General features: G+C 35.3%; 27 protein-coding genes. 2 read left to right on the forward strand and 25 right to left on the reverse strand.

The window, feature by feature from the left end; translation table 11 throughout:
* Window positions 1-52 precede the first annotated feature (52 nt).
* The 7 genes from NCCP28_RS01395 to NCCP28_RS01425 all read right to left on the reverse strand — a co-directional run bounded on the left by NCCP28_RS01395 (window position 53) and on the right by NCCP28_RS01425 (window position 6,465).
* Window positions 53-547 carry a dihydrofolate reductase gene (locus NCCP28_RS01395; protein WP_248559624.1) on the reverse strand — a complete coding sequence of 165 codons (495 nt, stop codon included), beginning with the start codon at window positions 545-547 and terminating at the stop codon, window positions 53-55.
* Window positions 544-1,338 carry a thymidylate synthase gene (locus NCCP28_RS01400; protein ID WP_248559625.1) on the reverse strand — a complete coding sequence of 265 codons (795 nt, stop codon included), beginning with the start codon at window positions 1,336-1,338 and terminating at the stop codon, window positions 544-546. Before NCCP28_RS01400 ends, NCCP28_RS01395 begins: the two co-directional genes overlap by 4 nt.
* An 86-nt stretch (window positions 1,339-1,424) precedes the next feature.
* Window positions 1,425-2,132: an anthrax toxin lethal factor-related metalloendopeptidase gene (locus NCCP28_RS01405; RefSeq protein ID WP_248559626.1), complete on the reverse strand. Its 708-nt coding sequence runs from the start codon at window positions 2,130-2,132 to the stop codon at window positions 1,425-1,427.
* Window positions 2,133-2,399: 267 nt separating this feature from the next.
* Complete coding sequence (locus NCCP28_RS01410) at window positions 2,400-2,978, reverse strand: TerD family protein (RefSeq protein WP_248559627.1); 579 nt, start codon at window positions 2,976-2,978, stop codon at window positions 2,400-2,402.
* A gap of 94 nt (window positions 2,979-3,072) precedes the next feature.
* Window positions 3,073-3,681 (reverse strand): TerD family protein, encoded by a 609-nt coding sequence (locus NCCP28_RS01415; RefSeq protein ID WP_248559628.1) that lies wholly within the window; start codon window positions 3,679-3,681, stop codon window positions 3,073-3,075.
* Window positions 3,682-3,717: 36 nt separating this feature from the next.
* The gene (locus NCCP28_RS01420; RefSeq protein ID WP_248560261.1) at window positions 3,718-4,812 is read right to left on the reverse strand and encodes a toxic anion resistance protein; all 1,095 of its coding nucleotides are present in this window, start codon (window positions 4,810-4,812) and stop codon (window positions 3,718-3,720) included.
* A gap of 15 nt (window positions 4,813-4,827) precedes the next feature.
* Window positions 4,828-6,465, reverse strand: a complete 1,638-nt coding sequence (locus NCCP28_RS01425) for a YceG family protein (RefSeq protein ID WP_248559629.1) — start codon at window positions 6,463-6,465, stop codon at window positions 4,828-4,830.
* Window positions 6,466-7,149: 684 nt separating this feature from the next.
* Between NCCP28_RS01425 and NCCP28_RS01430 the strand changes: the two genes are divergently transcribed.
* Window positions 7,150-7,398 (forward strand): hypothetical protein, encoded by a 249-nt coding sequence (locus tag NCCP28_RS01430; RefSeq protein WP_248559630.1) that lies wholly within the window; start codon window positions 7,150-7,152, stop codon window positions 7,396-7,398.
* 6 nt (window positions 7,399-7,404) lie between these two features.
* Here NCCP28_RS01430 and NCCP28_RS01435 read toward each other — a convergent pair whose 3' ends face one another.
* From NCCP28_RS01435 to NCCP28_RS01500, 14 genes are all read right to left on the reverse strand, one after another.
* Window positions 7,405-8,211 carry an HAD family hydrolase gene (locus tag NCCP28_RS01435; protein WP_248559631.1) on the reverse strand — a complete coding sequence of 269 codons (807 nt, stop codon included), beginning with the start codon at window positions 8,209-8,211 and terminating at the stop codon, window positions 7,405-7,407.
* Window positions 8,208-9,320 carry a cysteine protease StiP family protein gene (locus NCCP28_RS01440; protein WP_248559632.1) on the reverse strand — a complete coding sequence of 371 codons (1,113 nt, stop codon included), beginning with the start codon at window positions 9,318-9,320 and terminating at the stop codon, window positions 8,208-8,210. Before NCCP28_RS01440 ends, NCCP28_RS01435 begins: the two co-directional genes overlap by 4 nt.
* Complete coding sequence (locus tag NCCP28_RS01445) at window positions 9,320-10,687, reverse strand: phosphoribosyltransferase family protein (protein WP_248559633.1); 1,368 nt, start codon at window positions 10,685-10,687, stop codon at window positions 9,320-9,322. The genes NCCP28_RS01440 and NCCP28_RS01445 overlap by 1 nt, the downstream gene beginning before the upstream one ends.
* On the reverse strand, window positions 10,629-11,825 hold the full coding sequence (locus tag NCCP28_RS01450; RefSeq protein WP_248559634.1) for an HpcH/HpaI aldolase/citrate lyase family protein: 1,197 nt from the start codon (window positions 11,823-11,825) through the stop codon (window positions 10,629-10,631). Before NCCP28_RS01450 ends, NCCP28_RS01445 begins: the two co-directional genes overlap by 59 nt.
* 417 nt (window positions 11,826-12,242) lie before the next feature.
* The gene (locus NCCP28_RS01455; protein WP_248559635.1) at window positions 12,243-13,019 is read right to left on the reverse strand and encodes a TerC family protein; all 777 of its coding nucleotides are present in this window, start codon (window positions 13,017-13,019) and stop codon (window positions 12,243-12,245) included.
* Between the two features lie 238 nt (window positions 13,020-13,257).
* Window positions 13,258-13,839: a TerD family protein gene (locus NCCP28_RS01460; RefSeq protein WP_248559636.1), complete on the reverse strand. Its 582-nt coding sequence runs from the start codon at window positions 13,837-13,839 to the stop codon at window positions 13,258-13,260.
* Between the two features lie 90 nt (window positions 13,840-13,929).
* Window positions 13,930-14,523: a YpjP family protein gene (locus NCCP28_RS01465; RefSeq protein ID WP_248559637.1), complete on the reverse strand. Its 594-nt coding sequence runs from the start codon at window positions 14,521-14,523 to the stop codon at window positions 13,930-13,932.
* Between the two features lie 152 nt (window positions 14,524-14,675).
* Window positions 14,676-15,380: a polysaccharide deacetylase family protein gene (locus NCCP28_RS01470; RefSeq protein WP_375709357.1), complete on the reverse strand. Its 705-nt coding sequence runs from the start codon at window positions 15,378-15,380 to the stop codon at window positions 14,676-14,678.
* Window positions 15,381-15,626: 246 nt separating this feature from the next.
* Window positions 15,627-16,412 carry a class I SAM-dependent methyltransferase gene (locus NCCP28_RS01475; RefSeq protein ID WP_248559638.1) on the reverse strand — a complete coding sequence of 262 codons (786 nt, stop codon included), beginning with the start codon at window positions 16,410-16,412 and terminating at the stop codon, window positions 15,627-15,629.
* A 133-nt stretch (window positions 16,413-16,545) separates the two neighbouring features.
* Window positions 16,546-16,980, reverse strand: a complete 435-nt coding sequence (locus tag NCCP28_RS01480; protein ID WP_248559639.1) for a BrxA/BrxB family bacilliredoxin — start codon at window positions 16,978-16,980, stop codon at window positions 16,546-16,548.
* A gap of 79 nt (window positions 16,981-17,059) precedes the next feature.
* On the reverse strand, window positions 17,060-17,329 hold the full coding sequence (locus NCCP28_RS01485; RefSeq protein ID WP_248559640.1) for a YrhK family protein: 270 nt from the start codon (window positions 17,327-17,329) through the stop codon (window positions 17,060-17,062).
* 178 nt (window positions 17,330-17,507) lie between these two features.
* The gene (locus NCCP28_RS01490) at window positions 17,508-18,635 is read right to left on the reverse strand and encodes a conserved virulence factor C family protein (RefSeq protein ID WP_248559641.1); all 1,128 of its coding nucleotides are present in this window, start codon (window positions 18,633-18,635) and stop codon (window positions 17,508-17,510) included.
* A 75-nt stretch (window positions 18,636-18,710) separates the two neighbouring features.
* On the reverse strand, window positions 18,711-20,606 hold the full coding sequence (locus tag NCCP28_RS01495) for an ABC transporter ATP-binding protein (RefSeq protein WP_248559642.1): 1,896 nt from the start codon (window positions 20,604-20,606) through the stop codon (window positions 18,711-18,713).
* Window positions 20,587-21,237, reverse strand: a complete 651-nt coding sequence (locus tag NCCP28_RS01500; protein ID WP_248559643.1) for an HD domain-containing protein — start codon at window positions 21,235-21,237, stop codon at window positions 20,587-20,589. Before NCCP28_RS01500 ends, NCCP28_RS01495 begins: the two co-directional genes overlap by 20 nt.
* 621 nt (window positions 21,238-21,858) lie before the next feature.
* Between NCCP28_RS01500 and NCCP28_RS01505 the strand changes: the two genes are divergently transcribed.
* Window positions 21,859-22,440, forward strand: a complete 582-nt coding sequence (locus tag NCCP28_RS01505; RefSeq protein WP_248559644.1) for a MerR family transcriptional regulator — start codon at window positions 21,859-21,861, stop codon at window positions 22,438-22,440.
* A 146-nt stretch (window positions 22,441-22,586) separates the two neighbouring features.
* On the opposite strand, the gene coaW is transcribed toward NCCP28_RS01505, so the two are convergent.
* The 4 genes from coaW to NCCP28_RS01525 form a co-directional block, all read right to left on the reverse strand.
* Window positions 22,587-23,387: a type II pantothenate kinase gene (gene coaW / locus NCCP28_RS01510; RefSeq protein ID WP_248559645.1), complete on the reverse strand. Its 801-nt coding sequence runs from the start codon at window positions 23,385-23,387 to the stop codon at window positions 22,587-22,589.
* Window positions 23,388-23,591: 204 nt separating this feature from the next.
* On the reverse strand, window positions 23,592-24,068 hold the full coding sequence (locus NCCP28_RS01515; protein ID WP_248559646.1) for a glutathione peroxidase: 477 nt from the start codon (window positions 24,066-24,068) through the stop codon (window positions 23,592-23,594).
* Window positions 24,069-24,284: 216 nt separating this feature from the next.
* The gene (locus tag NCCP28_RS01520) at window positions 24,285-24,821 is read right to left on the reverse strand and encodes a hypothetical protein (protein WP_248559647.1); all 537 of its coding nucleotides are present in this window, start codon (window positions 24,819-24,821) and stop codon (window positions 24,285-24,287) included.
* A 64-nt stretch (window positions 24,822-24,885) separates the two neighbouring features.
* Entirely contained in the window at window positions 24,886-26,574 is a 1,689-nt protein-coding gene (locus NCCP28_RS01525) for a formate--tetrahydrofolate ligase (protein ID WP_248559648.1), read from the reverse strand.
* Window position 26,575 lies beyond the last annotated feature (1 nt).

A 26,575-nucleotide genomic window follows, 5' to 3' on the forward strand; every position in this document is an offset into this window, starting at 1 on the left:
ACAAAAAAACAGCCCCTTTTCTAAAAGGAGGCTGCTTTTTTTGCTACCGTTTTTAATTTTTTATTTGTTCATATACTAAAAAACGATAATCGACTGGATTGTTTTCATCCTTTTGCCCTTCCACTTCTGAAATAAGTTTCCAATTCTCCCATTCCAATTCAGGAAAAAACGTATCACCTGGATATTCAGCATCAATTTTCGTTATATACAGTCTATCTGTAAACGATAATGTTTCTTTAAAGATTTCAGCTCCGCCAATAATAAACATTTCTTGTTCCTTTTGCGTTTTGCTCCATTTCTTCCACTCGTCAATAGAATAAAACACGGTACACCCTTGCGGCTTATATTCCTTATTTCTTGTAATAATAATATTTTCACGATTGGGCAAATTTCTTCCAATAGAATCTCTTGTTTTTCTGCCCATAATTATCGGGTGTCCTGTTGTAACTTTTTTAAAATAGTTTAAATCTGCCGGCAAATGCCATGGCAAATCATTTTTATAGCCAATTGCCTGATTATTGTCCATAGCGACGATTAAGGAGATCATACACTCACCACTCCTTTAATTGGTGGATGTGCTTCATAATCAAGGATTTCAAAATCTTCATATTTAAAACTGAAAATATCCTTTACCTCTTTATTTATCTTTAATTGAGGCAATGGCTTTGGCTCTCTAGACATCTGCAGATTTATTTGCTCTAAGTGGTTTGTATAAATATGCACATCTCCAAAAGAATGAATAAATTCACCAACCTCAAGGTCACAACATTGTGCAATCATATGGGTCAAAAGTGCATATGATGCAATATTAAACGGCACCCCTAAAAACACATCTGCTGAGCGCTGATACAGTTGACAAGATAATTTCCCATTTGCTACATAAAATTGGAATAGACAATGACAAGGAGGCAGTGCCATTTTGCCTATATCTCCTACATTCCATGCATTTACAATCATTCTTCTTGAATCTGGATTGTTTTTAATCGTTTCGATCAACTCTGAAATTTGGTCAATGGTATCTCCCTCTCTTGTTGTCCAAGAACGCCATTGATGTCCATAGACTGGACCCAATTCTCCATTTTCATCTGCCCATTCATTCCAAATGCGCACATTATGATCTTGCAAATATTTTATATTCGTATCCCCATTTAAAAACCATAATAGCTCATAGATGATAGAACGAATATGCAATTTTTTTGTTGTCAGCAAAGGAAATCCTTCAGCTAAATTAAAACGCATTTGATAGCCAAATGTACTAATCGTTCCTGTTCCGGTACGGTCCTCCTTTTTAGCTCCATTTCCCAAAATATGTTCGCATAATTGCAAATATTGTTTCATCCATTCAACATCCTTTTTCTTCTATTTATACTCTAGCAATTCTCCCCTAATATTCCCAAAGTATTTATTTTGCCTATTAATTATTTTCAGTTGATTCTACTAATATATTGATATGTCAGCGGCGCTACAGCTTTTAGTTGCTGCTTTTCGGCTCCCCCAACATAAAACATCGCAAAAGTTTCCGCAAAGTATTCTTCTGCATAGTTTTGGAAATAAGGTTTATTTGGAAATAATTCAAACTTTTCCTTATTCCAAATGGCTAAATAATGGTTTGTTTTGCTGGCATATTTTAATACTTTTGAGTCAATGGAATGGGCGAGTTCATGATATTCCAAATTGACAGAACCATGTCCATTTCCCTTTTGGCTAGCCCCTATTTTCACAAGAATTGTTTGCCCACCGCCAATGCCTGGCACATTATCCCAAGTAGTTTTTGACTGATAACCGCGAGGAATTAATCCTGCAAGACTTTTAGCCGTTTCATTATCTGTTAATTTCCCTGTGAATAATTGTATATTTATCCCCTTTTGGTCAATTTTTTTTATAAGGGATTGTGGAAGTTTGTTTAATCTATTAATAATGGCAGCTGCTTCTTGTTCATCATACTTACTATATGGAAGCAAAATGATATTTTCAAAGTTTTTTTCAGCCTTTAAGGACAGCTCTTTTTTTAAAATGGAAGAGTTTGAAACCTCCTTTAACAGAATACCCTTTTGCTGCAGCTGTGAATTCCCCATTAAAAGAACAGACATGCCAATCATAAAAAATGGAAAAAAAAGTTTCCATCTCCTCATCTAATTTCCCTCTTTTCTCTTTTGCATCTTGTTGTTTTGGCTTCTTTAGGTGATAGAAAAGAAAATAATAGATTATGTAAATATTATTCTACCTATTATATCATACAAAAAAAGAGAGAAAAGATTGAAATTTATGGAGAACTAAAAAGAAGCCATTCAAATAAGGCAGCGTTCTACAGCAAACAAAGGATGAAAAACAGAATCTTTATCCTTCATGCATCGGCTCTTATCTAAATGGCTTTATGATTGCCCACTTATTATTTTATGTTAAACTTCTAATCCATAATTGCGGCAAAGCGCTGCCAGTCCACCGGAAAATCCGCTGCCGATTGCATTAAACTTCCAGTCACCATTATGTTTATACAGTTCACAAATCACTACCGCTGTTTCTACAGAAAAGTCTTCCCCCAAATCAAAACGAAGGATTTCTGTATTATTTTCCTCATTTACAACCCGTACAAACGCATTGCTGACTTGACCGAAGTTTTGGCTTCGAGAATCTGCATCATGAATGGTTACCGCAATGCCGATTTTATGTACATGGGAGGGTAATTTTGGAAAGTCAATGATAATTTGTTCATCATCGCCATCTCCATCTCCTGTGCGATTATCCCCTGTATGCTCTACTCCACCGCTTGCATGCTTTAAATTATTGTAAAAAATAAAATCAGTATCATTTATTACTTTCCCATTTTCATTTGCTAAAAAAGCAGAAGCATCTAAATCAAAATCCGCTCCGCCATCGTATCTATTTGTATCCCAGCCCAATCCAATAATCGCTCTTTTTAAACCAGGATTTGTTTTCGTTAAATCAATTCGTTGACCTTTTGATAAATTGATACTCACAACTTCTCCTCCTTATAAAAAATAACTCTATTATAGATAAGTTTTTATCTTAATTGGTTCTACTAACATTCTCGGGACAAAAAAGCCCACTAGTTTATGAAAATGATTTTACGACTTCACCAAGACTTCCGGCAGTTGTGCCTGTTCCAACAGCTGCAAATTTCCACTCTTGGCCGTGGCGATATAATTCTCCAACTATTAAACTTGTTTTTCCACTATAATCATCTGTTAAATTGTAATGAATTAAAGAAGCATTCGTATTTGGATTTACGATGCGGATAAAAGCATTTTGAATCATGCCGAAATGTTGTTTTCTTTTTACTGCATCATAAATATTAACCACAAATACTAACTTTTGAATACTTGCAGGAATACGAGACAAATCGACATGTATTTGTTCATCATCGCCATCGCCATCCCCTGTTAAATTATCCCCAGAATGCTGGATGCTTCCATCTTTGCTTTTTAAATTTCCAAAATAAATTACATCGCTGTTTGATAACACTTTATCATTTTCGCTTAAGCAAATAACAGATGCATCACAGTCTACATTTGCACCAGATCCGCCGCCAAATAGAGAGCCTAATAATCCGCCGCTTTTTTGCTGAACAGGATCCCAGCCAAGTCCTACCATAATTTTTGTTAACCCTGGGTTGCCTTTTGTTAAATCTACTCTTTGCCCTTTTTGTAAATTAATCGCCATAAATTTTTCCCACTCCTATTATTTACTATTTTTTGATTATCCTTTTAGCTTCATCTGTTTAAAATTATGCTGAAGCTGTTCGAGTTTTTTGGTTCCTTCTTCACGGAGGCGTTTATTATCCTCTTCAATAGACTTTGTCTCCTGCATGCCTTTCATGATAATATTCCAGGATTCTTCAATTGTTTCAATTTTAATGCTAGGGCCGCCTGCAAGTTTGGCAATTTCTACACTCTGCTGCGAAATATTCTCTGCATTGCGCACTAACATTTCATTTGTACGCCGGTCCAATTCACTCATACTATCTGCTACCAGCTTTTGTCTTTTAGCGGCGACTGCTTGAATTAAACCATTTTTAAAAATTGGTATTGTGGTAACAAACGCAGAATTGATTTTGCCAATCAATTTTGTGTTCCCCCGCTGCAGCAGCCTTATTTGCGGAGCTGTTTGCAAGGAAACCATTTTTGCCATCTCCAAATCATAGATGCGCTGATCCAATAGTTCAACCGCATTGCGCAAAGAATCAAGCTGCATGCTGGCAAGCTGATCTCCACTTGCTGCTTTTGCTTCAAGCTGCGGGAGCATATTTTGCTTTAGATCTTCTGATTTTAATTGGCCCGCCACAGCATATTTTTCTAGTGTCAAATAATATTGATAATTTTGTTCGTACATATTATCGAGCATTGTCGTGGAATCGACCATTTCATTTTGATATTTGGATATTTCCACATACACTTTGTCAATTTCTTGCCCCATCGATTGGTATTTGCCAAAAAGCTTATCCATAATCTTTTCGCTTTTTTTAAATAGTTTCCCGAAAAAACCACGGGGAGGCTGCTCAAAATCTTTTTTGTCGAATTTATCCATAATTCGTCCAAGCTGTTTCAACAGTTCCCCTGAATCTTCCACTTTGGTTGTTCGCATATTATTTAATATTTGATCAGAAAAGCGGGAGATTTGGACTGCTGGCTCTTTTCCAAATTCCAATATTTGAATTTGGTCTCGCTCATCAATCGCTTGCGCTAATGCTTGCACTTCTGGCTCCTTACGCAATGCTTGTTTAATATCTGTTACTTTATCCTCAGACAAAACATCCATTTCATTTTTATCTGTAAATGAATTAGATGGGTCCATACTACTCATCGCTTGTCACCCCTTCGATTTTTTAAACTGCCCCATACGCCATATTTTTTTTATAAAAGAAGCTTCTTTATATTCCATATCAAACACAACATCTTCTAGCCAATGCTCATCAAATATGCCTTCTTGCACATAATCTTCAATATCTAATTGTCCGGAAGGGCTATACATAATAACATCAACCCCAAATGTATTCAGAAGAAGAAGCACCGCAGCGTCTTCTCTTGTAAAATGGCCATTGCCTTCTGTTTTATATAAAATAACGCTTGGAACTTCCTGCGAATAATCAAATTTCTGCAGAAGTTTAATTATTTCTTGTGGCAATAATAGTCCTTGGGAAAAAAGAAAAATAGCTGCTTCTTCTTCTGTTTCGTTTGGCTGCCTTTTGAGCTGCATTTGCTGGCAAACAGATGAAATGGCAGAGGCAATTCCCTTTTGCAGTCCAATTGGGAGTCTGCCATATGACCAATAATTTGCTTCTAGCATTTTCTCTGGAATTAAATGACCTGATGCATCTAGCACATCCCGATAGTGATAGCGATAATCGCTGATAACAGCTCTTGTAAACGGAAAACTCTTTATTAACTGCGCATGATCACGTGACGCAATTTGGTGGAGGCGATCCCAATATTCTTTTCTGTTTTTGCTTACGCCAAATACTTTAGCAAATATAGTTGGAATTTTCACCAAACCATTATTCACTTCAAAATTCGGGCGGACCATCGCTGGTTCTTTTTCCAATAAAAATAATTCATCATAGGTTGTTTTTAATGTAACCGACATGGGCGTATAATCCCGCAGCTGCCATGGCTTATACAATCCGCTTCCTTCATGATTCAAAATCGATTCAATCTCTTTTGATGCCCGATAGGCAACGGTTGCTGTCCGTCTTCTTTTTTCCTGTGGGAATTTTTCCGGCTCTTTTTTCCCTGTATATCGATGAGTAAAAAAAGTTTTAGTAAGCATAAGCTGATTTAGCATATCCATGCCATTTGGGTGAACAATAATAACATCACAGCCTAATTCAAGCAAATAGTAGATAAAATAAGCTTGGCTTTTTTTTCCATCAGCATACCATAAAAACTTCGGCATATTCCCTTTGTCTTTGCAGGCCATCAATGCAGGATGCAGATGATTAATGGACCATTTAATCAGATCTACTAGCACTCTTCTTAATTCGCTATTAAGCAGGCCATTTTCTTCCACTTGAGCAAAATGCTGCAAAACGGCAATAAATGACTCTCTTAATTTTCGATGTGCAGCTGGAATGGATGATTTCAGCAATAAATTCTCCCCATCCAAAAATGCTACAAAACGATTAACAGATAAATTTTGCTCTATTAATAGATTCAGCACTTTTTGTATAGCTTGAAAATATTTATTATCCATTGTTCTATCTAAATGATCATCGGATAATAAAATGTAAGGATCCTTGCTTTCATATACCCACTCAAATAGTTCATTATAATACTCATCCTCATCCACCGGTATACCAAGCAGTTTTACTGCAACCTGCCCAAAGGACAGACTTTCATTATCTACCTTATATAATGGCCTTTCCGATAGCGGCATCGCTAGAAGCTCTTGCCAATTTTCTAGGGATAATGGAAGAATCTGATTATCCCATGTATGTATTTCGCTATTCATCCTCTGTCCACTTCCCTTTATGAGCAAAAAATAGTGATGCTTGCCCAATAATCAATAAATGGATATCTTCCTAATTTTAGGCTCTGTTCCAAAAAGATGCTGATTTTTTTCTTCGTACAGCTTTTAACAAAATCATTTTACCCACAATATTTTGCAACATTGCCATAGCAAAATGTTTCTACACATATCCCAAACCCTTTCAGCAAAAAAGAATATGCACAAAATGGCTCTCTTTAATCATAGCATAGCATCCTGTTAATTCTAAAATATTTCCTTTTATTTTTTATACGATTTCGTTCTAGAAAAAGTTTCATAAAATTTTATGGGGATAGTTTAAAAATGCTATGGAGTTTTAGCAATTGCTTTTTTTGTTAAACAGCTAGCATTTTTAACAGCCATCCCCCCTCTTTGGACAAAAAGAATATTTCGCTGCTTAGAATCCTAATGTCTTTCCATTAAAATAAAGGGAAACTTCAATCAAACTTTTGCTCAGAAAATTTCTGTCCACCTAGATTTCTCCTGTCATCCTTTAGACAGTGGCAAAATTACGGCAATGCATGTTAAATAAAAGTTTTATTGCACACATCCTTTGCAAAAACAACAGACAGATACAATAAGAACACCTCACCAATCCCTTCCTTTTTGCATATTCTATAGTACTTTAAGTAAGTAGGTGCTTAGTAGATGAGAATATTATTCCGCAACTCTTCTTCCAATGAACTTCGCCGTGAAATTGAGCAGGTTACAGCGGTTTTAAGTTCATCCTTTTTTATTTTTATCGACCTTTTCCTTATAACAATGATTTTCAGTTTTTTTGCAGGAGTATATTATCATTCCTTTTGGATAGGATTGATTGTAAATCTAACCAGTTTTCTTTTATTTGCAGCTTTGTACTATTTATTGCAGAAATGCTTTAAAGAACCTTCTGATTAACGCTATTTAATTCCTGCTTAAAGCAAATAATCTATGAATATGCTGGACGATTTCCTCTCCAGCATAAGCCCCATTACTTTTTGTCAAATCATCATGACTATTTTCATTTTTCCATTTCATTGCCAGTTCTCCATGACGAGGAATAAAAGCAGAATCGCAGACTGCCAGGAGAGGTTCATCAAGGATGGAATCACCTGCGCCAAAGACAGTCGCTATTCCCTCTCGTTTTTGAATATATTGAATAGCTTCTCCTTTGCAGATCGGCACTGGCATAAAATACAGTTTTTTTCCTTGAAGGGATACTTTCCAGCCAACTGCTTTGGCCATTTCCGCCATTCTGTTTTTTTCGTCTGCTGAAAGTTGCTGATTTAAAATATAATAAAAAAAGAGATCATCTGCGATTTTCAGGAGTCCTTTAATGTTAAATTTTTCTAATTGTTTTAATAACAGTTCTTTTTTTATACATTCTTCTTCTAAACGAAAAAGCACCTTTGTTTTCCACTCTTTTATCAACTTTCCACGATAATAAATATGAGACCCATTATTTGTGACACTATAGTCGACTGATATTTCTTTTTCAAAAATAAACACTCGCTTATATTGCTCATAGGTTCTTGTCGTAACAGGTACAAATAACCATTCCTTTGCTAATTCACGGAGAAGAAAAAAGGATTCTTTTGTCATAAAAGATATATCTTCATTATTTCGTTTTTCTACTGGCAGCATTTTTTCTGTTAAAGGAGTCTGCAGCGTTTCAAGAGCTCTTTGCGAATAAATTAAGGTTCTATCTAAATCAGATGCAAACATCTTCATTCTTTTTCTCCTACTTTTTTAATCAGTCCACAGCATGTATAGCTCATGTTAGGATAATGGATGATCTCGACATTTCTCTCTTTTGCCAGCATCACAATATGCTTAACATAAGGACTAAGAGGATCCTTCATTAATATTTTCCATGGTACCCTTCTTAATAGGACTCTTGTCGTTTCCCCGACTCCTGGTTTTACATAATGGGTAGACTCAATAGAAAACTCCTCTTTAATTGCCCGAACTTCCTCCATGCCTTTAAATGAAACCGTTCGATCTTTTTGATTATTTACAACAGCTCTTTTAATTTCCTTAAAAGGCAAACTAGAAAATTCCGCTGTTATTGCTTCTAAATAATCATTAGAAACATCAAAAGGGAATAATTCTTTATAAAATTTGGCGCCATGAAAATCCTCTTTTCCTATATAAGCAGAGTTAAGCACCGTTCTGCTGACAAGACCAGAAACGGTCGAATTCAAACAAGCGCTCGGAATCAGGAAATCCTCTCTTGTTCCATATACAGTCGTACAATGTCCTGGATCTGCTAATACAGCTAATGTATCATCAAGCTTCACCTGATATTTCTGTTCATAATCCTTACAAGCTTTTGTCAACTCTATGGAAATAGCACCTTTTCCTGTCCAGCCATCAATAAATTGAATCTTTGCTCCTTTATGTTTTTTTAAAATATAAGAAATAGCATTTTCATCTATTCCTTTATCTCGAATAATTGAGATGCTGTAATGGGGCAAATTACTATTATATTGCAGAAGGATATACCTTTTAATTAAAATCCCTATAGGAGTGCCAGCTCTAGCTAATGAAACAAGCACTGTTTCTTCCCCTGATTTTTGATAGATTTGCTCGGAAACAATTGCCGTGCAAGCTGCCACCTTTTGTTTATAATCTTTTAGTGTGCTTAAAAACAGTTCCATATATGGTGCAGGAGGATTATATTCAATTGGCAATGTTTCACTATAATGCTGGCCGTCTTGTATATTTTTTTCCCGTTCCTCTGTTTTTCCCTCCAACTGCACATCACTTAAATCTTTTAATAAAAAAACAACATCCTCTTCCTTATATGACCCCAGCCTTTTTTTTGCTTTAGACTCCATTATTGTTCCCTCCCATTGCAATAAACGATATTTATTTTTTTGAAATTTGCTCTATTTAATTGCTGCAATAATGGCGCTAACTTTTTATTGTCTATCTTTCTTTCAAAAATAATAAATACATCATCATAGCTTCCTTGTTTGATATTATATAAATAATGAGGGATATCCCCATCTTCAGGGTTAGGAAAACGATAGGCCGTTTTTGCGCCATAATGGGCTTTTTTATTCGGATAGATTGGGCTTCTTGTACTAGATTGATACCAAATGTTTTCTCCCATATAGCTTGCTATTTTCATTGGAATATACATAAATTCTCCTGTACCAATGACAAGAGTTTTTTTTCCTGTTCTCCTTAAAGTTAAATGATGTCCAGCTTTTTTCATCCATGCATCATCTGTTTGATGGGATTCTATTCCGAAACGGCCAGTATCTGCTAAATAATGAAGATTATTTTCCTCCATCGATAACGTTTTTGAAGTATATGGGACAAGACGATTGCCGATAAATTCTGTCAGTTCCAAATGCTCTACTTGGGGAACGCTGCTATTTTGCATATGGGTGAAATGATTCTCCTTAAACTCAACATGTCCATTATGCAAAGTGAATTGGCCCTTTAATAAGCTAACAAAATGAATTTTAATATGTAATTCTTTTTCTAATTCCAACATTTTTTTATGATCTTCTTCTGAACGCCAATCAAGTATAGAAACAACTGTATATAATTTCCTAGGAAATTTGCCTTGGATATCGCGAATAATATTAATCGCTGTTTTTCCTGTTGTGAGCTCATCATCTACTAATATCACTTCACGCTCATTTTTCAGCATTTCTTCCGCCACATAACATCTGTGGGAAGTCGCATGGGAATGCTCTTCCTCAAACGATATAATAGAAGCTGCTTCATTTACTATTTCTCTTGTTGTGTGAAAATAGGTTGCATGTTTAAAAGCTTGATAAAAACTATGTCCAAGAGATGTTGCGGTTTCTGCAAATCCAATAATAACAGGAGAAGAAACTGCTGCTTCGAGATATGGTCTATCAGAAAATAAGGCTACATCATGATGATAATAGGCAAGCAATGCTTCTTTTTGGGCAGAAGGCTGGTTGGTCTTTATTTCTTCATAACGAGCTGCCAGCAAAAAGCCTGTCAATAATCCCCTGTTCGGCTGGATTGGCAAGTGTTTGCCCAATAATTTGCTTACAAATAAAAAAGAGCGCTTTTTGTTAATTCGTGCTGCCATTAAAAAAAAATCTTCCATATTCAGCTGAAAGGGATTTTCTGTTATCTCGATTTGCATCTGCAAGTCATCAAGTATGGAGAGCAAAATTTTCTTGTTTGAGCAAGTCAATGTATGTAAATTCTTCATGAAACACCCCGTATACTTTGGATTTTAAAAGGATTTTCTGTGCCCAATAATAATGCGGCTTTATTTCATTCATTTTATTGGAAAAGCTGCTTTTTATGACACCAATCTCTCCATTTCCATTTTGGATAATATTATTAGCATCTAAATATTCTTCATAAGAGACCACATTTAGGGCTTGTACTGGTTTAATATGGGTTGGATGGATGATTGTTTTTCCTGTCAGCCCATTTGTAATGTCCATCAGAACCTCCCGAATGAGCCCATCCATTTGTTTATCAATCAATTGTGTCCGCATTTTGCTTCCCGCTTCCCCGTATCGTTTTCGAAAAGGGGTTTCTCTCAGTTGAGGAATAAGCATTCTTTCTTTTGTAGAAAAATATTCCCATACTGGCCCCGACACAACATATGGGCTATCTTCCCGCAAAAATACATTTACAATATCACTAATGCAGTCACGGATAATTGCCACATCATAAACCGTTGTATCGATATTGCGGCGGATTCCATATAATCCGCAAAAGTCAGTTGCTCCTATTCGGACATTTAAAATTAGGTGCTTATATGCATCAAGGACTGTTTTAATTGATAACAATTCTTCCATTCTTGTTTCTTTTTCAATAATTTTTTTCGTTTCAAGAATTGGCATTGCATACAATGTATGTCCACTATGATTATATGACTCTAGTTTTTTTAAAATAATACTGCCAATTGCTGCATTAAATTTAGGAATAACAATACCTGTCAGCAAATCCACACTATCTTCTAATCGGTTCATTATTCTTAAAAACTGTTCAACAGAGCGAATTCTTATAAAAACCAGCGGCATTTCGTTTTTTATCAATATTCCAGATTCTAAACTGTTCTTCATCATTTGAAACTCTTCCAACAATTTACTTTCTGCAGCCTCCACTTCATGATCACCAATTGAATCTTCCAAACAAATGACCATTGAAGTTAATGAAGGATGTTTTCGGTCGACAAGATCCTGATAGATATTCGGTCTTGTTGCCGGCATATAGAGAGTAGATGCAAGTGCATAACTTAATATTTTTTTGTCTGAATTATTCGTAACTGCTTCAGGTGCTTTATAAAATAAATGTTTTTTTTGATTTTCCGTTAAATCAGCGAATAATTTCATATTTATGCTCCATTCGTTAAATTCCACCATTAAAAATATTCAGATAATTACAGAATATAATTCAACCTTACTTTTTATTGTAATAAAATATATCATTTATTAACTAAAAATTCCATTAACAGAAAAGGAATCTTCAATCAGTTGGGCAAAAAACCGATAAATAGAAATAAAATAGAATTTCAATAAGTGGGATTTTTTTATATTCCCCTCATTAATAGTTGAACCATCAGAATTTTACAGGCAGTTATCCCCTGTTTAGATTTCTTCTTTCCTTTCCTAATCTCAAGATAAAGATCAAAAGCCCCTTAATGGGAATATATTACTTTTAATTCCTATATTTTTATATAACAAACAACAAAAGAAGCGCATTTATAAAAGAAAGGGAACCGACATAATGTCTGATCCCTTGTCTGATTTTTATCCTTCTTTTTGTGCTTCTTTCTTTTTGTTCATATAATGTACAACAAATGTTGCAGCAAAAGCTATCAATAAAATCCCGAAAAACACATAATGGGAAATATGAACGCCAAATACTCCTAAAAACATTTTAGCGGAAATAATTAATATTAAAATATAGGCAGTAGATTCTAGTTCAGGAACACGATCTATTAACTTTAAAAATACTCCTGCAACTCCACGCATCATTAATACCCCAAGCATACCTCCAACAAGCAATACCCATACCTGGTTGCTTACACCAAAAGCAGCAAGGACACTGTCTACAGAAAAGGCAATATCCATTAATTCTACAGAAATAACTGTTCCCCAGAATGTTCCAAACAAACGAAGCAAAAGGCCACTTTTGTTAATTCCATGTTCTTCTTCTGCATGTTCCTCTGGATTGCTGTTTTTTCTTTTATCCATAAAGTATTTAATGGCAAGATATGCTAAATATGCTGCGCCCAGCACTTTAACCCACCATAATTTGATTAAAAAGACCCCTATTCCAATTGCGATGAAACGAAATATATATGCACCTAATAATCCATAAAATAATGCTTTTTTCCGTTGTTCTGGCGGCAAATGCTTAACCATAACTGCAAGAACAAGCGCATTATCTGCTGATAACAAACCTTCTAATATAATAAGTGTCCCAATATATCCCCAGCTTACAGGATCTGTTAACACTTCTCCCCACATTTCCCAGTTAAAAAACTGTGAATACGTATGGATAATACTTTCTAAAATGCCCATTTAATTCTGTTCCTCCTATTTTTTAGCTTCCCTATATAGGAAAACTCGAACCCTTTCCATTTTTAAACAATACTTCCCCGTTGCTTAGAGCTTAGGAATGGGAATAAAAATTATTGTTTAATATGCTGTTATATCCACAAGAATTTTGCATATAAACAGCATGGAAATGTTCGAGTCAGCACCTATTAATTAATCTACCGCTTTTTATCCTTTAAAAGAAAGCTCATTCAATTATTAATTAACCTACCTGCAATCCAAAATCTGTTGCAAGTGCTGCTAAGCCGCCTTGATACCCGCTGCCAATCGCACTAAATTTCCACTCGTTATTATGACGATATAGTTCTCCAACTACTAATGCTGTTTCAATGGAGAAATCTTCCCCTAAATCATAACGAATCAGTTCTTCATTATTTTGTTCATTTAATATGCGAACATAGGAATTAGAAACTTGTCCAAAATTTTGATTTCGCGCTTCTCCATCATGAATAGTAATTGTAAAGGTAATTCGTTGAATAGTTGCCGGAACAGACTGCAAATCAATAATAACTTGTTCATCATCCCCTTCACCAGCACCAGTTCTATTATCTCCTGAATGAACAACAGCACCATTTCCTCCAGATGGGTTATTGTAAAAAACAAAGTCCCCATCAGATGTAACTTTCCCGTTGTCTCCTAATAAAAAGACAGAAGAATCCAAGTCAAAATCTTGACCGCCATCATACTTATTTACATCCCAGCCAACACCAACAACAACTTTTGTCAATCCTGGGTTTCCTTTTGTTAAATCTACTTTTTGTCCTTTTGATAAACTGATTGCCATAACTATTACCTCCAAAAATATTTAGAATACCTTATCTACGATAGCATCATCAAAAAAGTTTCATCATATGTATATTTTTTTTTACATATACTAGCTCATCCATTTAGGAGGAGTGTTTTTATCCCAATATATTTCCCCTAAATAGTAATGTGCCTGAAATTGATCATGATACGTATGATAATGGAAATTAAACCAATAGCCTTCTTGTGGGGGGCGATCCCGTCTTACATGGAAACGAATAATATCTTCATCATTTTTTTGTATATGAAAAATCCTTTCCGCCACTCCAGCGCTTGGAAATTCTGTAACCATCAATTGGCTTAAATCTTCTTCTGGAAAAATGCTCGTAACATTTGCAATTGCCTGTTCCATATTAGGGAGAATTGCCACTCGGAATTCCTCTTCTATTACTGGTTTAATTTTACTTCCAAACTTCATATAACTTTGCGTCTCCGCATCTTGCATTATTTGCGACAGAACTTTCTCCCTTTCATTTGGCGCTTTAACCTCTGCGCTCTCAAATTCAAGGTCTTTTTCTTCTAAAGCAAAAGGCGTTTTGCTTTCATCGCTCGGCTTTTTCTCATTGCTATTATTATTATAAAAAGAGGACGGGGACGGCGAAACAAGCCCAAATGTTAAAATAGAAACAAAAACAACAAGACTTTTACGTATCCAATTAGGCATTATCACACCTCCCTTTTACTCCGTTTTATTTATCTTGTTAGTAAATTCCCATTTGTTTTTCAGCTATAATAATGTTTTCTTCTATTATATAATAAATTTTTGCCATTCATCTACAAATATACTTTGCAAATTCCATTTTTTTATTGTTTTCATTAAGGTTGGTAGTTTCTTAATTCATTTACGGTAACAAATGAATATCCCTTTTTCTTTAGTCCTTTAATTATTCCTTCTATTGTCTGCAGTTCAGTCCCAGTTTTGTCGTACATAGGATGCAGCAACAGAATGGATCCTGGTTGAATATTTTTTATTGCATAGTCAATTTTTTCTTGCGCAGAATCATAATACGTATCTGGCTCAAGATTCCATGTAATTGTTTTTTTATTTATTTTATGTAAATAATAAGGCAAACCTATTAACTTTTTGCCATTTGGTGGCCGAAAAACAATTTCTTTATTGTAGCCCGCTTCTTTAATCAGCTTATCTGTTTTATCAATTTCTTTTTTTATATAAGAAGGAGTTTTAAAGACCATGCGTTGATGCGAATAAGTATGGTTGCCTACTTGATGTCCTGCTTCTACGATGCTTTTCGCCTCATTAGGATATTTTTCTATTTCATTTCCTATCAGAAAGAAGGTCGCTTTTATATTATATTGCTGTAAAATGCTTAATATTTCCTTAACATTTTCACTTGGACCATCATCAAAAGTTAAAGCGACTATTTTTTGATTTGTATCGACTTTATCTGTAATGCCTCCAAATACTTGAAAGGATCTTGAATTCATTAGCTTGTATGAAGCAGCCAATAAAATAACTAAGCAGATGATTGCTCCTCCCATATAGACCCATCTTTTTTTCATTGCTAAATGACACACATCCTTCTATTCTGTATAAAGTGAAACTCCGATCGATAGGGGTTCACATTCCCCATTGATCGTTAGTTGAACCACTCAATCTTTGACAGGCAATTTTTGTCCACTTGACATTCTCGTTTTCTCGTATCATTCCTTAGACTTAGACTAGGAGAAAGCCCGTGAATGCGTGAATTTCACTTTATCAGATTATTCATCAAAAATGTCTCCACATCCAATATTATATGGTTTCCTTTACTTAACCTTTTCTTTTAACAGAATGCCATAATGGAATGCCGCTGATTTTCGTTTAATAACAGAAAAATCGAACTTTTCAAATCGTTTGCTGCTAAAATGATCTTTTAGCACCACTCTGTCTTTTGCGACTCTTAAAGCTTCTTGAATTATTTCATCTGTTAAATCATGATAGAACGCAAGATTTCTTAAAGGGCCAATCCCTTTAGAAGAGAGAATTTCTTCCTCAAACATCGGATCAAAATAAACACAATCGATGCTGTTATCTTTTCTTTTCTTTAATTCGTCTAAAGCATTATTATGGGAAAGATGTATTCGTTGCATCGCCAAATTTGTTGCAAAACAATTCGTTTTCCACATTTTTATTCCTTTTTTCACTAAAAAGGCAATCATCTGACTTGCTTCGCATCCCTCTACTTTTCCTTGCTCCCCTACAACAAAGCTTGCAACAATGCTGTCAGATCCAAGTCCAAATGTGCAATCTAAAAAGGTCGATCCTAATTTTAAATTTGTTGCATCAATAAAAGGATCATGTTCTTTTCTCTGAATGCGTTTAATTCGAAAAACAGCTGAATTAGGATGAAAAAAAAACGGTTCCAATTGTGTGCGCATAAATAATTCATAACGATTTTTTCCAATGACCAAAACATCTGTATCATATTCGTTTTGCAGCAGGTCTACTGATTTTTTTTTTCTTTCCACAAATGGAAACTGTAAATATTCAGCGATTTCTGATGCTTCTTCTATCATTTTTCCACCAGTTCTTAAAGCCGTTGTTACAATCATATCTGTCCTCTTCCTTTTGTTTTACCTCTGTACTTATTGATAGCACTAGCATACTAAAAAAAAGAACATCTTTATAGATGCTCTTTTTTCCCTTCTGATAAGCAATCTTTTACACAAAACATCCGAATTCCAATTAACAATATTGCTCAAATGCAGATAACAAATTCTCCATGATTGCTTCCATTGAGTTTCCTTCAATATCATAGCGATGAATAAAATGAACCACTTTATTATCCTTAATTAATGCCATAGATGGGGAAGATGGCTCAATATCTCCAAAAAACTCTCTCATTTTTGCTGTTGCTTCTTTATCTTGGCCTGCAAATACTGTCACTAAGTGATCTGGTTTTTTTTCAGCTTGCAGTACACTTTGCGTTGCAGCAGGTCTTGCAAGTCCTGCTGCACATCCGCAAACAGAATTCACAACAACTAGAGAAGTGCCTTCTGCAATTTCAATGAATTTTTCTACTTCTTCTTCTGTAGCCAGCTCTTCAAACCCTGCATTTGTTAATTCTGCTCTCATCGGTTTTACCATTTGTTTCATATATTCTTCATATGCCATTGACATAAAATTCCCTCCTAAGTATGATTATTTATTCCTTTAGCATACTATACTATAATTCATCCATGCAATGCATTAAACTCTTTTAGACAGAAGAACCTTCTTTTTTTATTTTCAGATGACGAATAATTCGTACACCAGCAGCAAAAAGCAGCAAAACACTGCCTATAATAAAAGCAAAGCTTCCGTATAGTTTCCATTCTTTTTGACTAAATAAAATACTGCCTATGAAATAAATAGCGGCGCTGAAAAAAGACATCAAATTATTAAATAGCCCTGCCTTATCCACGATAATCTTCCATTTTCCTATTCGGAATACCATGTCTTTTTTTTGATGTTTTTTTCTTCCCGTCACTTTTAGCACCTCTTTTATAAAAAGAATATAATTCTTTTCCCAGACTATCGGCAAACATTTTCGATCAGCCTGAAAGTGTTCATTTCGACTTCTACACTCTACGAACAGAATATAATTCTTTTCCTCTGGATGCTGTGATAAAACATGGAAGATTTATACATAACCGGAAAGCGGCTCTCTATTTTCTTGCTTCCGTCATTTGTTTCCACACGGAACCTTTTGCTTCTTCCCCTAATTCAATCCGTTCAATCGCTAGCTTAATTTGCAGACTCACTTCAAATTCCGGATCATTTTCGTGTGCTTTTAATGCAGGTAGCACTGTTTCATCGCCTACTTCATAAAGATACATAGCTGCTCTCCATCTCACAAGTTTGCTGTTATCATTTAATGCCTCCATCATTTCAGGCATTGCTTCTGGAAAACCTAAATCGGATAAACAGTCTCCAGCCGTTCTTCTTACGGTGACCGTTTTATCTTTTAACGCCACATAAAGCGATGGCAGCACCGATTTATCTTCAATCATTCCTAAATAAACGGTGGCAAGTCTGCGAATCGATGGCTTTTCATCCAAAAGAGCCTTCGACAATACAGGAATATCTTCAAGCGTTGGATCATCTGCTTGCTCTAATTTTTGATATCTGACTTTCCAATCAGGATGATCTAAATCTTCTAATGACAACTTTATTTTTTTGCGTTTTTGTCTGCTTGACTCCTCATCATCTATCTCTGCATTTTTCGCCTGTTTTATCAGTGTTTCTAGTCTATTTTTAGGATAAGCGGCAAGCAATTCTTCTACAACAGTATGGCCAATTTCAGCAAACTCTCCATAACGAATCCCGAATTCTTTCCATTTTCTGCTTACAACTACATTATCATTTGGCATTCTGACTTCCGCTACTGCCTCCATAAACATTTCCGGCAAGCCAAAACGTTTTTCTTCCTCCCCATCGGATAATTTGACTTGCATCGGTATGCCTTTATACATTTGGACAAGCACTTTTATTTCTCCATAATGCTCATTTATTTTGTTTTCTTCAACCAAATCGGACTCTTCGCCAAAAGCGCCTCTTACATGCGCCAATAACCCTTTCCAATCATAGCGGGCATTTCTTTCGACTGCCAAAAAATCTGCAACATGGTAAACCCCTTTAATGCCCTCTATCGCTAAAATAGTTTGAATAGCCTCTGGTGCATCCCCAGCATTTCCTTGCTTATAATTATTGCTTTTGCCCATTGGCAATTCTTCATCTAATTTTATTTTCATTGTATTTGGACTTGGTGTTGGTTCAATTGAAATAATTCTCACAATAATCCCCTTTCTGTTCATCATTTATGATAGCACAGCAGCAGCATAAATCTAAATAAAAGGAATTTACCGCTCTTATTTTTCAACGATTTCGGATAAATAACTCCATCTTTCGATTAAATGCTCTAATTTTTGATTTAATTCTTCTGATTCCTTCAAAAGCTGATTTGCTTTTTCAAAATCACTGCCTACTGTTTCTAATTCCTTATCTATATCGGCAATTCTTGTTTCCACTTGCTCCATATTCTCTTCAATAGCATCCCATTCCCTTTGCTCATTAAAGCTAAGTTTCACTTTTTTCTTCGGAGCAGATGCAGAAGGAATTTCTATTTGCTTTTCTTTTTTTATTTTTCCTGCTTCTTGCTGTTCTTTTCTTTTTTCTGCTTCCAAATACTCCGAGTAGTTTCCATAATAAGAGTTCATTTGGCCGTTGCCTTGTACGATCAATAATGTCTCTGCCACTTTATCCAAAAAGTAGCGGTCATGGGAAACTGTAATGACAACACCAGCAAAATCTTCCAAATAGTCTTCCAATACCATTAATGTTTGTGTGTCTAAATCATTGGTCGGCTCATCTAATAACAATACATTTGGTTCGCCCATCAATATTTTTAAAAGATATAGCCGCCTTCTTTCCCCACCAGACAACTTTGCAATAATGGTTCCATGCGTATGCATAGGAAAAAGGAATCTTTCGAGCATTTGTGCAGCAGAAATGGTTTTTCCATCGGATGTATGAATAACTTCCGCTGTTTCTTTTAAATATTCGATCATCCTTTTGGATGTATCCATCTCTTCATTTTCTTGTGTATAATAAGCCACTTTCACTGTTTGGCCAATAATATAGTTCCCAGAGTCCAATGGTGTTTTTCCTGCTAAAATATTTAACAAAGTGGATTTTCCAGTTCCATTTTTGCCGATAATCCCAATTCGATCCCCTGGTTTTACAAGCAAATTAAAATCTTTTAATATCACGGTATCCTTATATTGTTTATTTGCATCCACTAATTCAAACACCTGTTTTCCTAAGCGGCTCCCCTTTAATGAAATATCTAGTTTTTCAGATGTTTTGACAGAAGAAATTTGTTGATCTAATGTATCAAAACGCTGAATTCTTGCTTTTTGTTTGGTAGACCTTGCTTTTGCTCCACGTCTGATCCATTCTAGTTCCCGGCGAAATAAATTTTTTTGCTTATCTAATGTTGCTGCTTCATTTTCTTCACGAATGGCTTTAGCTTGTAAAAATTCTGAATAATTCCCTTTATAGCTATAGAGATTGCCGCCATCTAATTCAAACATGCGATTGGTTACTCTATCCAAAAAGTAGCGATCATGCGTTACTAAAAGCAGAGCGCCACTGAATCTTGCTAAATAATCTTCAAGCCACTTTACTGCCTCAAAATCCAAATGGTTTGTCGGCTCATCTAAAATAAGCAAATCAGGGTTTTGAATTAAAACTTGCGCTAGAGCAATCCGCTTTTTTTGTCCTCCTGAAAGTTCACCGACTTTTTTATCAAAATTTTCAATTCCTAGTTTCATTAAAACTGTTTTTGCATTTGTGTGCACATCCCAGCCATCTAATGCATCCATTTTCTGCTGCACATCAAAAAGGGCTTTATGAAGACCGCTATTTTCTGAATCTGTATCCAATTGCAGCAATAATGCTTCATAGTTTTTTATTAATGTTAAAACAGGGGCATCCCCTTCATACACTTGATCAAGCACACTTAAATCAGGATTTACGTCTGGAGTTTGTGCAGAATAAGCGATGGAGTAATCTTTTGGAGCAATGATTTCACCGCTATCAGGGATATCGATTCCTGCCACAATTTTTAAAAGAGAAGATTTGCCAGTGCCATTAATGCCAATCAGCCCAATTCTTTCTTTTTCGCTAATAGCAAAAGAGATATTTTGGAAAAGTTCTTTTTCTCCATATGATTTTGATAAATTTTCAATTGAAATACTTTTCATAATTTCCATTCCATTCTTTATAAAATTCAGCTAGAAAAAACTCCATAATCTGATGTCTTTCTTCTGCAATTTTTTTCGCTGTATTTGTATGTAATAAATCTTTTAATTTTAATAGTTTTTCATAAAAATGATGTATAGACGTGGATTTGCCATGACGGTATTCTATTTCTGACATGTTTTCTCTTATTTCTATTGAAGGATCATATAGCATACTCCCTTTACTTCCTCCATAGGCAAAGGTTCTGGCAATGCCGATTGCTCCAATTGCATCCAATCTATCCCCGTCCTGAACTATTTTTGCTTCCACGCTTGCAGGCGGAATGCCACATCCCCCGTTAAAAGAGACGGACTCAATAACAGCTAAAATATGCTGCTGATCTTCTGCTGTTATCTTTGGCGTTTGCAGAAAATGATTGAGAGCATACAGGCCTTCTTCTTTAGAAACATTTAGTTTCACATCTGCTATATCATGGAGAAGAGCCGCCATTTCAATAATAAAAGGATTTCCCTTTTTTTCTTGTTTGCATATATAAAGGCTTGCTTTTCTGACACGATCAATATGGTACCAATCATGTCCGGTAGCATCATTTTTTAATCTTTTTTGGACAAATTGTTCTGTTTCTTTGATCACTTTCTACTTGCTCCCATCTTTTTAGCTAACGAACATATTTTAACATGAATTTCAAAGCAAGGAATATAAATCTATTTTGTCATGCCCCAACAATTATTTCATTTCTTTAGGAGTCATTTATTCAAAAGATAAAGGCTATATTCTCGCGGTTTGTTGTTTTTCATCAAAAAACAGGGAAAGTATTTCTCAAGCAAACGGAATGCATGCAGGCTTCTGCAGGAAAGCGAAGTATATAAAGGCCGCTGAAATTAAATGAAGCAAACTGTACAAAACAGCCAAAATAAAAAAGAAGGCTGACCAAAAAGGAAGTGAGTATAAAAATACTGCCGTTAAAATGAGATTAATAATATAAAGAAGATGTTGCTTTTTTATCTAATTTTTATGTATTAGCCAAAATTAGTTCTATCTCAACAAAACTAGACAAAGCTCGCTAAAGGAATTATTTCTTTTTTACAGAAATAGTTACATATAAAAATAATCCCACTTGTCCATTGTTGATTTGTATCTATTGCTGTTATTTTCATAAAGTTGTTGAGGAAAATAACATATATCAGCAGTAAATTTGACTATTTATTGTAGACACTAGTCAAAAATTATATTTTTTGAAAGGTGCTGTTTAGTATGAATGAAAAAAATGAATTAGTTTCAACAAAAAACAATGCCTATTTAAGTGTGAAAGAAGCCGCAGAAACGATTGAGGAAAGTCCTGGTGTAGTAAGAAATTGGCTACGAGAATTAAAAACACAAATTCCTACGATTGTCGGCAAACATGGCTATCGTTACTTTGACCAATCGGGCTTAGAAGTGTTAAAGAAGGTACAACAATTAAGAAGAGACGAAAATTTATCCTTAGCGGAAATTGCTGATAAACTTTCACCAGCTAAAACTAAAGATATAGCTCTTCCTTTCTCATCTAATTCAGATACAGCAGAACGTATTCTGCAAGATTTAAATACTATCAAGGAACAATTAGAGCTGCAGGTGAATTTTAATCAAGTATTGGTGCAGCAATTAAAGAAACAACAGGAACATATCGACGAACAGCAACAATTTATCCAATCTCAAAAACAGCATATCTCTGCATTATTGGATATTCACAAAAGAGACAAAGAAGAAGAGTCCTATGTAAAAATCAAAAAAGAAAAACCAGTGGAAACTATTTCGAAAAAACCGACCTTTTTTCGTTTATTTTCTTACAGATAAAATACCATCGCAATAAGTGCAAACCTAAAAAACCAATCAAATTTCTGTTACATTTGTCCATTAGCAGAAGCAAATAAAGTTCTGACAAGCAGCGTAAAAGGGAATTTCCCCTTTTATGCTGCTTGTTCATGGAGTGAGGCAATAAGCTAGATGGATAAGTATGCAGCGATTGCTCCGCAATACTCGCCATTTTCTAAAAAATACGGCGTGCCTTCCATTTGATCTTGAAAAGAAGTTAGAATCATTTTTAAGTGAGGATTTTCAGATATAGCCCCCCCAATGTACACTATTTTCTGTAAAGATTCCCTTTTTGCAGCCTGCTTTGTTAAAAGAAATAGTGTTTCTCCAATCATTTGCAGCAAAGCATTGGCAATATCCTCTTTTTTTGCCCCTTCCTTTAAATTAGCAAAATTACTTGCAGTCAACTCTCCATTTATTTTTGGGTCTTCTATTTTGTAAATGTCCTTGACCAGCATATCGACATTTTTTCGATCGCCAAAAGAAGCAAGTTTCACCAAAGAGCTAAAATCATCTGTTTTTGTCAAATATGATCCTAAGCCCATTAATGTACCGCCGCCAATGCCGCTGCCTAATATACGCTTACAATGATTATTCTCCACCTTATACCATGAGGTTCCTGTTCCTATATTTACAAGAAGATATTTCTCAAATCCAAACAAGTTTTTTTGCCGCAAGAGCCAATTAACACCTAAATGATTTCCTTCAAATTCATGAATAATTTTGGCATCAGGAAAAAATTTCTCTTTTATTCCGCCTGCTCTTCCACCAGTTAAAGCAATTGTATTTATTCCTATTATTTTTAGCCATTGAAGCACAGTCGCTACTTCTGATGCTGGATATTTTTTTAAGCGGATGCTTCCTTTTTCTTCAAAAGCCAATTTTATCAGTGATCCTCCAATATCGATGCCAATTTTTTTAGAAGTCACTTAAAAACCTCCATATATATGATTCTTTTTATCACTACTTAACAGACTGTTGTTCCATTTAAAGGATGATTAAGGGAAAACGAGAAATATAGATGGCAGAAACGTGCCCATTAAAGCCTGCTTGGTTCAGCTGGCAATCAGCGGAGATAAAAAAACTGATTGAGATTAAAATGTATGAAGGCAAATTCATCTGAAAAATAGTGTCTATAATAGTTTTTCTATATCTTCTTTCATTTCAGTTGGCGATGTATTAGGGGCGTACCTTTTTATCACATTTCCTGAGCGGTCTATCAAAAACTTTGTAAAATTCCATTTAATTGCTTTTATTCCAAGAGCCCCAGGTGCTTTTTCTGTTAAATATTGAAAAAGAGGACTGGCGTTTTTTCCATTTACATCTACTTTTGCATAAAGAGGAAAAGTTACCCCGTAATTCATTTCACAAAATTGTTGAATTTCTTCCTCTTCGCCTGGCTCTTGCCCCATAAATTGATTGCAAGGAAAACCTAACACCATAAAATCCTTTGGCTTATACTCTTCATATATGCTTTGCAGTTCTTTGTACTGGGGCGTAAAACCACATTTGCTTGCCGTATTAACAATCACCATTACATTCCCAGTAAATTCTTTTAATGTTTTTGTTTCTCCTTTAATAGTTTTCACTTCAAAATTATAAATGCTCATTTATCTCCGCTCCTTTTTTTATTTTGAAAAATCTTTTGCTGTTTAAACAACAAAAGATTAGTTGGTTTCCTCTCTGGTATGCTTGATTTCCGCAGGGTAGGCGGTGAGAACCCTCCGTTCCAATCCACTAACTTTTCAATGGTTTGAATAAACAAATTCAACCTAAAAAATAACAATCTTTTAAAATATAACCTTTCATTATAAGCTTTCACTTTGTTATAGGGAATAAAACATTTTGTTATCTGCTATTAATTGTAATGTTTTTTCCATATAATCAACCATCACTACTAAATCATCCATTTGATCTTCGGTTATTAATCGATTAAAAGCGATGGATAAATGATTTTCCACCATATTATCACAAGCATAAGGATTTAGTCTGATTTCTTGTTTAATCTCCCTCTTTTTCCCCCAAATGTTTTTTAACAATTCCTTTAACATTGCATAAACAGAAGAATCATTGGCATGTTTTACAACTATTTCAACAGCTATCGTGCATCCGACTTCCTCCTGAAGACTTTTTATCTCTAACAGCTCTCCAGCAAGATTTTGGGCATTAGCCAATAAACGAAATGTCATCAAAGCATTTCCTTGATTTTTCAAAGCGAAAGAAATGGAATATTCTCTCGCCAGTTTGCTGCTGTTAAAGATATCATTGCGGTCTAAAATCGCAATTGTTCCTTCTAAATCTTTATCATAAATCGCTCCTTCCATTACTGTTTTTATATTTTCAAATGCAGTTGGATCAAACATATTTTTTCCTTTCCAAAAAAAGTGCAAGTGTTTCGTAACCATCAAACACTTGCACTTTTTCTTATTAAAATAACCCGATTGCTTTGCCTTCTTCGTCTACATCCATATTTAATGCAGCAGGCATTTTCGGAAGTCCAGGCATCGTCATCACATCACCTGTTAATGCCACAATAAACCCAGCTCCTATAGAAGGTTTTAATTCTCGAACCATAATGGTAAAATTCTCAGGTCTGCCAAGCAATGCTGGATCATCAGACAAAGAATATTGCGTTTTCGCCATACAAATTGGAAGATTACCCCATCCATTTGCCGTGAAGTCTGCTATTTGTTTTTTTGCTTTTGTAGAAAACTCTACTCCCATTGCCCCATATACCTTTTGGGCAATCGTTGTGATTTTCTCCTCAATTCCTGCTTCAAGTGGATATAAATGGTCAAAGTTGTTTTGGTTTTCTTCTATAATAGAAAGCACTTTTTTCGCAAGCTCTATTCCGCCTGCTCCCCCTTTTTCCCATACCTCTGTTAATGCTACAGAAATTTGCAGCTGATCGCATAAAGAAATCAATGTATTGATTTCTTGGTCTGTATCTGTATAAAAACGATTGACTGCTACCACAAAAGGCAAACCAAATTGCTGAATATTTTCAACATGCTTCTGCAGGTTGCTAAAGCCTTTTTTAACTGCTTCTATATCTTCTTTTCCTAAATCAGCTTTTGCTACCCCCCCATGCATTTTTAATGCACGCAATGTAGCAACAATTACAACGGCCTCTGGATTTATTTCTGGATTTCTCGCTTTAATGTCCAAGAATTTTTCCGCTCCCAAATCAGCTCCAAAACCTGCTTCTGTCACCACATAATCCGCTAATTTAGCAGCAGTTGTTGTGGCAATAACGCTGTTGCAGCCATGAGCGATATTGGCAAATGGGCCTCCATGAATAATGGCAGGTGTATGTTCGATTGTCTGTACGAGGTTTGGTTTGATGGCATCTTTTAACAATAAGGTTAAAGCACCTTCCATTTTCATGTCGCCGACAGTTACCGGTTTTTTATCCTTATTATAAGCTACCACCATTCGCGCCAAGCGAATCTTTAAATCTTCTATATCAGAAGCCAAACATAATACGGCCATAATTTCTGAAGCAACGGTAATATCAAAGCCATCTTCACGGGGAACTCCTTCTAATGGACCTCCTAATCCAATAATGACCTTTCTTAATGCTCGGTCATTTAAATCAACAGCGCGTTTCCAGACAATTCTTCTTTGATCAATTTGCAGTTCATTTCCTTGATGGATATGATTATCAATAAATGCTGCTAAAGCATTATTCGCCGTCGTAATGGCATGGAGATCACCAGTGAAATGAAGATTAATATCTTCCATTGGCAATACTTGGGCAAAACCTCCGCCGGCTGCTCCCCCTTTAATTCCCATAGTAGGGCCTAAAGAAGGTTCACGCATCGCGATGGCCACGTTTTTATTTAATGCTTGCAATGCATCTCCCAGCCCTACTGTAACCGTAGATTTTCCTTCCCCAGCAGGAGTAGGATTAATTGCAGTAACAAGAATAATTTTTCCTGATTTATGTTTTTTTAGAGAAGCTAATTTACTAGCAGTGATTTTCGCTTTATATTTTCCATATAACTCCAAATCATCTTCTATTAAGTTTAGTTTTTTTGCGATATGTACAATTGATTCCATTTCTGCTTGTTGAGCTATTTCAATATCCGATTTTACCTTCACTTTTTGCTGCATA

This window comes from Niallia sp. NCCP-28, from assembly GCF_023168165.1.
GTDB lineage: Bacteria > Bacillota > Bacilli > Bacillales > Cytobacillaceae > Niallia.